We start from the raw sequence: 11607 nt of genomic DNA on the forward strand, positions 1-11607 counted from the left end.
ATCAATTTCACCCATGGAAATGTACATTAATTCCAGAATATTGTATTCAAATCCTCTTCTTCTCTATTTTCTGATAATTTTAATTTTAACAATCTTTTTTCTTTATATTTCTCACTGTTTATGGTATAATAAGGGCATACAAAACGACTTTAGTATTTCCTTTTTTCTTAGAATCTGATATTGACAAATATTTAACAACGAGATATAATAGCCTCAACACTTGTTAAATATTTATCAATAAAACAGGAAATCAGATGCTTCCTGCTATTGCAACACACTGTATTAAAATTATTATTTAATTAATTTAAGGAGGATTTCCCATGGCTAAAAAAGCAGAAACAAAAGTACCGGAAACCATTAACAGTGTCGAGGCTCTTCAGGCTAAAATCTCTTCTATGAGAGAAGCCCAGAAAAAATTTGCCACATTCACCCAGGAGCAGGTGGACAAAATCTTTTTTGAAGCGGCTATGGCTGCCAACAAAATGCGTATTCCTCTTGCAAGACTGGCTTGTGAAGAGACAGGTATGGGTGTGCTGGAAGATAAGGTTATCAAAAACCACTATGCGGCAGAATATACATACAACACTTATAAAAGAGTGAAAACCTGCGGCGTCATCGAGCAGGATACCTCCTATGGAATTAAGAAAATCGCAGAGCCTGTAGGAGTTGTAGGCGCAGTTATCCCAACTACCAATCCAACCTCCACCGCAATCTTTAAGTGCCTTATCTGCTTAAAGACCAGAAATGCCATTCTTATCAGCCCTCATCCCCGTGCAAAAAAATGTACTGCAGAGGCTGCAAGAATCGTTCTGGAAGCTGCTGTAAAAGCAGGGGCACCGGAAGGCATTATCGGCTGCATTGAAGAACCCACCATTGAACTTTCCAATGAATTAATGAAATCTGTTGATGTTATTTTAGCTACAGGCGGCCCGGGCATGGTAAAGGCTGCGTATTCCTCCGGCAAACCGGCTATCGGCGTAGGTCCTGGAAACGTACCGGTTATTATGGACAGTTCCTGTGACATTCAGACAGCGGTATATTCCGTTATTCATTCCAAGACTTTCGACAATGGTATGATTTGTGCTTCCGAACAGTCTGTAACAGCTCTGGCTGATATTTATGATAAAGTAAAAGCTGAATTTATCAAACGCGGCTGCCATGTACTGAACAAAGAAGAACTGGATAAAGTACGGAAAATCATCCTTACAGAAGCCGGCACAGTAAACGCTAAAATCGTCGGACAGCCTGCGGCAGTCATTGCGGAAATGGCAGGTGTTGCTGTTCCCTCTGATACCAAGATTCTCATTGGTGAAGTAACTTCCGTAGATATTTCCGAACCTTTTGCCCATGAAAAATTGTCACCGGTTCTGGCTCTTTACAAAGCAAAAGACTTCGATACCGCCCTGGATATGGCTGACCAGCTGGTAAAAGACGGCGGCTACGGACATACTGCTTCTATCTATCTGCACCCATCGCAGACAGAAAAGCTGAACAAATTTGCTGACCGTATGAAGACCTGCCGTATTCTGGTAAATACACCTTCTGCACACGGCGGTATCGGTGACTTATACAACTTCAAGCTGGCACCTTCCCTGACTCTTGGCTGTGGTTCTTACGGTGGAAACTCTGTTTCTGAAAACGTAGGAGTGAAACACCTGTTGAACGTGAAGACCGTTGCCGAAAGGAGAGAAAACATGCTTTGGTTCAGAACACCGGAAAAAGTTTACTTCAAAAAAGGCTGCCTGCCTGTTGCCTTAGATGAACTGAAAAACGTATACGGCAAGAAAAAAGCCTTTATTGTTACCGATACTTTCTTATATAACAATGGTTACACCAAACCAATCACAGACAAACTGGATGAAATGGGAATTACTTATGACTGCTTCTTTGAAGTTGCCCCGGATCCTACACTGCAGTGCGCTCAGAAAGGTCTGGAAAAATTAACAGCCTTTGCTCCTGACACCATTATTGCCCTGGGCGGCGGTTCTGCTATGGATGCTGCTAAAATCATGTGGCTGATGTACGAACATCCGGAATGCAATTTTGAAGATTTGGCTATGGATTTCATGGATATCCGAAAGAGAGTTTACGTATTCCCAAAAATGGGTGTAAAAGCTATGATGGTTGCTATTCCTACCTCTTCCGGTACCGGTTCTGAGGTAACACCGTTCGCGATCATTACAGACGCCACAACCGGAACGAAATGGCCCATTGCAGACTATGAATTAATGCCAAACATGGCTATTATTGACGCTGATTATATGATGGGACAGCCAAAAGGACTGACCAGCGCTTCCGGTATTGACGCACTGACCCATGCTTTGGAAGCCTATGCTTCTATTATGGCTACGGATTACACCGATGGTCTGGCTTTAAAGGCAGCCAAATTAATCTTTGACTACCTGCCTTCCGCTTACGAAAAAGGCGCAGATGACCCTATTGCAAGAGAAAAAATGGCAAATGCTTCCACCCTTGCAGGTCTGGCCTTCTCCAATGCGTTCCTGGGTGTATGCCACTCCATGGCACATAAATTAGGCGCTTACCATCACCTGCCTCACGGTATTGCAAATGCCCTGCTCATTGAGCATGTGATGCGCTACAACGCAGACCCGGCACCGGTGAAGATGGGAACCTTCTCCCAGTATCCATATCCGCATGCAAAGGAAAGATACTGCGAAATGGCTCGTTTCATTGGTATTCAGGGCAAAAACGATGACGAAGTATTTGAAAACTTCATCAAAGCCATTGCTGAACTGAAAGCAAAAGTAGGAATCAAGAGAACGATTAAAGAGTATGGCGTTACCGAGGAAGACTTTATGGCTACTCTGGACGAAATGGTTGAAAATGCCTTCAATGACCAGTGTACAGGCGCCAACCCACGGTATCCGCTTATGAAAGAGATAAAAGAAATGTATCTGAAAGCTTATCATGAAGGCTGATAAAGACCATAGGAAAAAGGAGGAAACTGCCGTCCATTGGCAGTTTCCTCCTTTTTCCTATTTCACAATCTAACGAGACTGTTTTATTCCACCTGCTGGGTTCCTTCACCAAAGTAATAGTACACTTTTCCGTTTTCCAGAGTAATTCCTTTGGCTTCTGCCAGTTCCTGTACGGTTACCAGCTTGTAACCCTTTTCCACCAGTTCCGGAATCATGCGCAAAGACGCTTCTACAGACCACTCATGAATATCATGCATAAGGACTACAGAACCGTCCTGCACGTTATCCATTACTTTCTGATACGTCTTATCTGCACTCTTTGTCTTCCAGTCTTTGGTATCTAAACTCCATTTGATAATAGGCATATTTGCCAGCTGCTGTACGGTTTCATTACAGCTTCCTCCCGGCGGACGAAGCGTATCTGCCGGAACACCCGCACCGTTTTGAATTGCTTCATTGGCTTTACTGATTTCACTGCTTATCTGGTCCTGAGAGAGACTGGTAAGAATCTGATGGTCATATGTATGATTGCCCAATTCCATGCCTGCGTCCTTCAGTTCTTTCACAATATCAGGATACTTCTCTGCGTTTTCTCCCAACATAAAGAAGGTAGCCTTGGCATTGTTCTCCTGCAGACACTGCAACAGCTTCTCTGTGTACTGTCCCGGTCCGTCATCATAAGTCAGTGCAACCATAGGACGAACCTTCGTGCTGTCATACTTTCCTTCCTCGTCAAAATAATAATCTTTTCCGTCCAGTTCCAACCAACCGGTAGTTACATAACCGTTTTCATCAAAATAGTACTGCGCACCATCTATTTCTTTCCAGCCATTTTCATAAAAAGTTCCGTCTGCATTGCGATACCATTTGCCAGTTTCGTCCTGCTGCCAGCCGAAAATCGTGGTATCAGAGGCCAGCTTTTCAATGTCCGAGGAACTCATGACCGGCTGTTTTGCCGCTGATGTTTCCGTCTCCCCCTTTTCTGTGTCAGCCTGTACCTCCTGGGTAATTTTAGATGGTTCCTTTTTGTCTCCGCCTCCGGCTAATTTGGTAATTCCCGTTCCTGCTGCCACAACCACGGTTACCAAAAGAACCGCCATAATAACCAACCGTGTCAGCTTCCGAATTTTCATCTGCCGAATTTTCTCCTGCCGTTTGCGCATAATTAATGCCCGTCTTCGTCTTTCGTACTCTTCTTCGTCTATTTCATCGAATGGTTGTCCCATAATCCGCTCCTTTCTCCTGTTTCTGATATACTTTTATTATACACAACCCTCCGGTACTTGTATAGGTAATTTTCGACAAATTTTCCTTTTTTTCTCCAGTTTGTTTCAACTTTCTTTTTGCACAGAAAAAAGCAATTTTTTCGTAGACCACCGCAGGATTTCTTTCTATAATCAAGGTAGAAATTCAAAACAAGGAGAACTTTTACAATGCCAGAAAAAACTTTTTCCAATCCCCTGCTGCCCGGCTTTTATCCGGATCCTTCTATCTGCCGGGTAGGCGAGGACTATTACATGGTAACCTCTTCCTTTGTGTACTTTCCGGGCCTTCCCATTTTCCACAGCAAAGACCTGGTGCACTGGGAACAAATCGGACACGGAATCCACCGCCCCGACCAGTTAGACTACAAAAACTGTGAGACTTCCGAAGGACTCTGGGCGCCCTCTATCCGTTATCACAACGGTACCTTTTACATCATCAATACCTTTGTTTCCAAAGGCAGAGAGGCAGACCGTGACAACTATATCATCACTGCAAAAAATCCAGCCGGCCCCTGGAGTGACCCCGTCTTTGTAGAGGGCGCTGACGGTATTGATTCCAGCCTGTTCTTTGACGATGACGGCTCTGTATGGTATGTGGGAAATTTCATCAGCAGCGAATGTCTCTATGAAGGCCACCATGGCATTTACTTAAACGAACTGGACCCTGTCACCCTGCAGTTTAAAGGAGAACGCCGCATTATCTGGGACGGAAAGAAAACCTACAGCCGTTGGATTGAAGCGCCCCATATTTACAAAAAAGACGGCTGGTATTACCTGCTGGTTGCAGAAGGCGGTACCTTTATCAACCACAGTGTGCAGATGGCCCGCTGCCGTACCATTGATGGGGATTATGAAATCTGCCCGCGAAACCCCATCGTATCTCACAGACATCTTCCCCTGGAAATCCCCATTGCCGTCACAGGACATGCGGACATTACCGATACCCAGAACGGGGAATGGTGGATGGTTCTGCTGGCTGTGCGCCCCTACACAGGCGGACACTATAACATCGGCCGGGAAACCTTCATGATTCCCATGGTCTGGGACGAAGACGGCTGGCCCAGAATTGACAATGCAAACGGTATGGTAAATGAACGGGAACGACTGCCCAGACTCCCGGAAACCATTTATCCTCCCTTACCTGCCTCTGATAACTTTGAAAGCCCTGTGCTGCAAATGCAGTGGAACACCATTCATCCCCCCTTGCAGACACTGTATTCCCTGACTGAGCGCAAAGGATTTCTGCGGCTCTATACAAGGCCTGAAGTTATGGAAGAAATCTGTACCCCTGCTTTTGTGGGCAGAAGACAACAGCACAAAAATTTCCTGGCCAAAACTGCTATGGAATTTTCGCCTGAAACCGATTTTCAGGAGGCGGGCTTAGCTCTGGTACAGGATGACCGTTTCCACTATCTTATGACGATGCGTAAAAAACAGGGAAAGACTTTCCTGCAGCTTTGGGAAACCCGAAATGGAATCCGAAGCCTGAAAAAAGAACAGGAAATCAAAGAATCCTCCCGCCTTTATCTCAGTGTACAGGGACATACCGATACGTATTCTTTTTACTACGGATATGAGGAACAGGAAATGCTTCCTCTGGTCCTCTGCGCAGATGGTGTGCTTTTAAGTTCCGATGTAAACAATGGCTTCACCGGTACTTATCTGGGTATGTACGCCAGCGCCAACCACAGAGATTCCCTGGCTTTCGCCGATTTTGACTGGTTTACTTACCAGGGGGAATAATCTCTCATAAAAAGCGCCCCATGACACGGCAATCAGAATCTTTATACAGGATTGCCGTGCCATGGGGCTGTTCTTTCTTCTTATTGCGACAGTTCCATGGATTTCTCCGAAAATTGTTCTATATTCTCATCGCTCACTTTGTGATAAGGCAGGTACACATACCTGTCATTTTCAAAGGGAATCTCTTCCATACTCTGGCCTGTAATCAGAGCTGCCGCCAGCTTTGCCATGACTTCAGCCTGGCCTTCTTTGTCGTTATATACAGTGCCCTGCAATTCTCCCTTTTTGACAGCTTCCAGTCCCACATCCGTACCGTCGATTCCAAAAAACACAGGCAAGGCCGAAGATGTATAATTCAACTTCTTATACACATCCACAGCGCCCAGGGCCATGTCGTCATTGTTGGCCAGAACCAGTTCTATTTTGTTCTGATACTCTCCTATTATCTGCTCCATTCTGTTCTGTGCCTGTGCCCGGTTCCAGTTTGCGATTTTGCAGCTGAGTTTTTCCACTTCAACGCCATTCTGTTTCAGCGTATTCACTGCATTTTCTGTGCGGATAATTGCATCCTGGTGTCCCATTTCTCCTTCCAGAACCACATACTGGATTTTTCCATCCTTATTCTTGTCAATACGGTCGTCCTCCTTGATAAGGTCAACCGCCAGTTCTCCCTGCAATATGCCGGACTGTCTGGCATCCGCTCCTACATAATACAGATGTTCCCACTGGTGCAGGTCTTCCGCCACCGGCTCTCTGTTAAAAAAGATAATCGGCACGTCATTTTCTCTGGCCAAATCAATAATCTCCGACGGGTCTGCCCGGTCCACCAGGTTTACACAGAGTACATTGCACCCCTCATCTATCATTTCTTCCACCTGGTCATTCTGCGTCTTCTGCAGACCAGCCGCGTCCCGGACCGTTACGGTTACTTCCAGCCTGTCGCTGCCCAATTCATTCATATTTTCTTTAAACCTTCCAATCAGGGCATTCATATAGGTATCACTCTGATTATAAGAAGCAACTCCCACATGAAGTTTATCCGGCGCCTCTGACTCCCCCTCCTTACAGCCGCCCAGAAACAGCGCTGCAAAAGCCAGGAGCATTCCCGCTGCCCTTCTTTTGTTCTTTCTCATGCTTTACCTCCGCATTTCTTCTCCGTTTTCCCGTCCTTTACTGACTCATAGTAAACAGAATATCCTGATTCTCTTTGGAAAACAGATTTTCTCTCCTCATAACCGTATAAGAAATCTGTGGTTCTTCATAATTGCGGAAGGAATTCTCCATTCCGTTCATAAGTCCTGTCAGACTTTGGTATCCTGCATAAAAGGCATCTGACACAACCACACATTCTGCCGTTCCCACATCCAGATAATAAACCGCTTCTGTGGAATTGCCGATTCCATACACAAGAGCCCCGTGGAGATTATTGGCTTCTCCACATTCTCCCGCCGCAGTCAGACTGTCATCATCAAACGCAATCACAAAATCCACCTCCGGCTGGCTTTCCAGAAAAGCCTTAATATTTTCCTCCGGATTTTTCATACCAGACCAGAGGACTTCCACCCCTGTTTCCTTTAAGGTTTCTGTAAATCCTTCCTCCCGGTTCCGGATACTTTGTGAGTCTCTCCGCCCGCCTATCATACCAAGACTTTTTCCATTCAGCTTTCCGTCGTAATCCTTTAACAGTTCTTCTGCCAAAGCCTGTCCCATTGCATAATCATCTGCCCGAACCACCGGAAATCCCCTGCGCTTTTCACTTTTGGGCAATTCTCCTCCCACCAGCATAACCGAAATTTTCCCCTGAACTTCCTTCAGCAGTTTCGCTGGGTCTGTGCCGGGAACGGGCTCTGCAATCACAGCGTCTGCGCCGTTTTTCACTTCCTGTTCTATCAGCTTTTTTTCTTCCTCCGGGGTGAGCACCGCCCCTGTGCTGACCATAAACATTTCTGCCCCTCTGTCCTCTGCTGCCATTTTCAATCCGTATTTAAAGGCAGACCACTGATTGTCGTCTGAGTTTTCCACAATCACAGACACCTGATACTGCTCTTTTCCACTTTGCTCCCGCAGCATGACAACCACCAGCAGAATCACCAGCAGGCTCAGAACTGCCTGTATCAGAATAAACATCTTCTTATCCTTTTTCATTGCTTTGTCCCTGTACTTTCCTGTCTACGATTTCTTCCCGGCTCATCATATGTCCCATCTCCAGTATCCTGCGATTTTCTTCTGTATAAGGGACAGCCGGAATGTGTATGGAAACCCGGGTTCCCTCATCCGGTTCACTTTCCACCACAAGCCCGTATTCCTTTCCAAAGAGAATCTGGATACGGCTGTTGACATTCACCAGTCCTACCCCGGAGCCGTGCTTGTGAATCCGGTTACTGTCCGTCAGTACAAGAGCCACTTCCTCCTCTGACATACCAAGCCCGTTATCGGAAACAGCCAGAACAATCAAGTCTCCTTCACGCCTTCCGGTTATCCGGATTTCTCCGCCGTCTTCCATATTGCCCACGCCATAATTAATAGCATTCTCCAGTATGGGCTGCAGAATCAGCTTAACTGTACAATAGGAATACAACTCTTCCTCCACATCAAAGGTCACAGAAAAAGAGTTTTTATACCGGACCTTCTGTATATTCATATAGCTCTGCGCATGCTGCAGTTCATCTTTTACGGAAATCACGGTTCTGCCCTTAGAAAGACTGATACGAAACAGTCTGGCCAGCTGGGAAATCATAAAGACCGCCTCATCGTTCCGTTCTCCCTCTATCATCCAGGTAATGGATTCCAGCGTATTGTACAGAAAATGGGGATGAATCTGGCCCTGCAAGGCGTCTAATTCACTCTTTCTTCTCTCATTTTGTTCCAGGACAATTTCCTTCATCAGTTCATCAATCTGTTCATAAGACTTCTGAATGGAATACCCCAGATGACGGATTTCCTGAGAACCGCCAATGTAAATTTCCGGTTTCTCCCCTGCTTCATACTTCCGCACCGATTGATTCAGTTTCAAAATCGGGCTGGAAATCCTAAGGGAAACCACCCGGTTAATCACCACCAGCATCATGGTCATCAACAGAATCATCATAGCCGCAAAATAACGGAGATTTACCATGCCGTGATTAAACGTAGAATAGGGAATCACTCCTACCAGTTTCCATCCGGTATAACTGATGGTATTTACCACCACTTTCCGGTTTTCCCCTTGAAAAGCCTCGTCATAAACGCCGTCTTTGTAGGTCGCTGCCCGTTTGCTGTTTTCTTCGCAAATTCCGTCGCTGATTTGTATCTGCCTGGGGTGATAGACAATTTCACCGCTGCTGTCGCACAGATAATAATACTGCCCGTTGTTCACTTCATTAATCTGCTTCATCATACGAGAAATACTGGAAAAATCCATATCTACCAAAAGTACACCTGCCTGTGGAACTCCCTGGTCTGTCAATTCTACCACGCGGCTTAAAGAAACCACCCAATAATAACGGTGTGTTGTGTCATTGAACAAATTCTGAATATGAGGTGTGGAAAAATGCATATTTTCCATTTCCTCCATGGCCTTCTGATACCAGTCCTGGCTGGTCACGTCCGGGTCTTCCTTCTGGGAGGCCACCGGTTCCGCCGCCATAAGGCTTCCGTAGTTGTTATATATGGCAATACTTCTGAGTTTTTCTTTGTTTGCCTCGTACAAGAGATTCATTCCGCTTTGAATATCCTGCTTATTCTTCTCAAAATCATTTTCCTTTACCACGTTGTAATAAACCGCATCGGAAATCTGCCGCATGCTCATCAGATATTCTTCCAGGTTCTCCCCAGTCTGCTCCATCAGCTTCTGTGTACTGTTTATGGTTTCCGCCCTGGCAGAATTGGAAAACCGCAGATACAGAACCACTCCCAGAATCAGCATAATGGAAATCGACACCACGGAAGAAGCCAGCATAATGGTGGTCTGAATTTCCTTTGGCTTCATTTTTTTCAGTTGTCTGAAATACTTATTTTTCACTTTCTCTGTACTCCGTTCTGTACTTGGAAGGCGATACTCCGAACCGCCGTTTAAACACATAACTGAAATAATTGGGGTCCGTATATCCCACTTTCTTCCCTATAATATAACTCTTTTCGTTTGTCTCCAACAAAAGCCGGGATGCTCTGTCCATGCGATAATCCGTCAGGTAGCCAATAAAGGACTTCCCTGTCTCCTTTTTAAAAATGGTAGAAAAATAAGAATTGGAGACTCCCAGCACTTCACAGATACGGTCCAGAGAAAGTTCTTCGTTCACATAATTGTTGTGCACATAATCTTTTGCCTTTTCCACAAAGGATTTGGTAGACTTTGTCCGGGCATTCAACAGTTTTTCGTGAAGAGAAACACTGATGTTTACCAGCCACTTTTCCAGCGTATCCGGTCCCATGTCCAGAACTCTGCCGTATAGTTTTCCCATATCTTTTGACAGTTCTCCCAGTACAATATCATTGTTTGCCGCAAACCGGCAGAATTCGCTGAGAAGTTCCATGACGTCCAGGTGGTGCTGCTGCAGGGATTTTTCCTTAAAGGAAATGCTGCCAAGATACTCATGGACTGCCTGGGCGATTTCCGGCGGCTCGTTCAGACGAATGGTTTTAAACAGGTGGGACAGTTCCCCTTCGTGGCTGGAACCCGGGTTATTCCTCTCATGTGGAGCAATTTCCTGAATATTAATGGCTCTGGAAGTTCCGTAGAGCACCCGGTAGGAAATGGCTTCTCTGGCGCTGCTGTAAGACTGGGACAGTTCCAGAATACTTCCGCACACCTGGCCGATTCCCACAGTTACATTGGCGCCGATAATCCGGTGTGCGTACCGGCAAAAACGGTCGCTGTCATCCGTCAGTTCAGACATTTCATTTTCTCCGGACAACTGGGCAATCAAAATGGTTTTCCCCAGATAAGAGAAACACCTGGCTCTCCACTTTTCCCCCAGATATTCCTTGGCCTGCTTTTCCACGGAAGCCGCCAGAAGCAGCGGATTCATATCTTCCGGTATCTGGGACGATGAAGTATGAATCACAAGACAGCAGAAAAAAGGGCCCGAAAGAGAAATCTGGTAATCAGAAAGATAGCGATCCAGTTCCTCTTCACGAATCCGCCCCTCCAGCAAAGTTGCATAAAAATTCGCCTGCAGAAGCGGCAGAGAATCCATATAATATTTTTTTAAGGATTCTGCATTTCGCTTTTCGCCGATTTCCTGGTCCAGCTTTATCTTCAACTGGGTAAACACATTCGTCAGTTCCACAGAATTCACCGGTTTCAGAATATACTCCTCCACTTCCAGATGGACGGCTTCTTTGGCATATTCAAATTCATCAAACCCGGTAAAAAGAAGCAGCTTGGTAGCCGGATAATCGGCTTTGATATGTCCCGCCAGTTCCATGCCGTCCATGTAGGGCATTTTAATATCCGTCATCACCACATCCGGCTGAAATTCTTCCACCATTTCCAGTGCTTTCACACCATTATTGGCATATCCGATAACAGAAAATCCCAACCCCTCCCAGTTAATCTTTCGCATAATCACCTGAATGACTTCTTCTTCATCATCTACCAAAAGTACTGTATATGTATCCATTTTCCTTCTCCGTATTTTCACTCATCTTTTTGCATTATTATAACATAAAAGAGCCAGACC

Annotated in this window: 7 protein-coding genes; 2 read left to right on the plus strand and 5 right to left on the minus strand. The window is 45.5% G+C overall.

Translation table 11 applies throughout. The features are described 5' to 3' along the window. Positions 1–320 precede the first annotated feature (320 nt). Positions 321–2939: a bifunctional acetaldehyde-CoA/alcohol dehydrogenase gene (gene adhE, locus WBS51_RS09320; protein ID WP_173750079.1), complete on the plus strand. Its 2619-nt coding sequence runs from the start codon at positions 321–323 to the stop codon at positions 2937–2939. A gap of 83 nt (positions 2940–3022) precedes the next feature. Here adhE and WBS51_RS09325 read toward each other — a convergent pair whose 3' ends face one another. Next, the gene (locus WBS51_RS09325; RefSeq protein ID WP_173750078.1) at positions 3023–4165 is read right to left on the minus strand and encodes a polysaccharide deacetylase family protein; all 1143 of its coding nucleotides are present in this window, start codon (positions 4163–4165) and stop codon (positions 3023–3025) included. A gap of 207 nt (positions 4166–4372) precedes the next feature. Here WBS51_RS09325 and WBS51_RS09330 point away from each other — a divergent pair, with 207 nt between their 5' ends. Continuing rightward, complete coding sequence (locus tag WBS51_RS09330) at positions 4373–5947, plus strand: glycoside hydrolase family 43 protein (protein WP_291682898.1); 1575 nt, start codon at positions 4373–4375, stop codon at positions 5945–5947. 80 nt (positions 5948–6027) lie between these two features. On the opposite strand, the gene WBS51_RS09335 is transcribed toward WBS51_RS09330, so the two are convergent. The 4 genes from WBS51_RS09335 to WBS51_RS09350 are packed head-to-tail and all read right to left on the minus strand — an operon-like array spanning position 6028 to position 11547. Next, entirely contained in the window at positions 6028–7080 is a 1053-nt protein-coding gene (locus WBS51_RS09335) for a galactose ABC transporter substrate-binding protein (RefSeq protein WP_294461044.1), read from the minus strand. Positions 7081–7117: 37 nt separating this feature from the next. Then, positions 7118–8092 carry a substrate-binding domain-containing protein gene (locus WBS51_RS09340; protein WP_173750075.1) on the minus strand — a complete coding sequence of 325 codons (975 nt, stop codon included), beginning with the start codon at positions 8090–8092 and terminating at the stop codon, positions 7118–7120. Beyond that, complete coding sequence (locus WBS51_RS09345; RefSeq protein WP_302702780.1) at positions 8079–9914, minus strand: cache domain-containing sensor histidine kinase; 1836 nt, start codon at positions 9912–9914, stop codon at positions 8079–8081. Before WBS51_RS09345 ends, WBS51_RS09340 begins: the two co-directional genes overlap by 14 nt. Before the next feature lie 22 nt (positions 9915–9936). Then, positions 9937–11547, minus strand: a complete 1611-nt coding sequence (locus tag WBS51_RS09350; RefSeq protein ID WP_173750073.1) for a response regulator — start codon at positions 11545–11547, stop codon at positions 9937–9939. Positions 11548–11607: the final 60 nt, after the last annotated feature.

Origin of the sequence: Blautia acetica (assembly GCF_038739805.1) — a bacterium.
Lineage (GTDB): Bacteria > Bacillota > Clostridia > Lachnospirales > Lachnospiraceae > Blautia.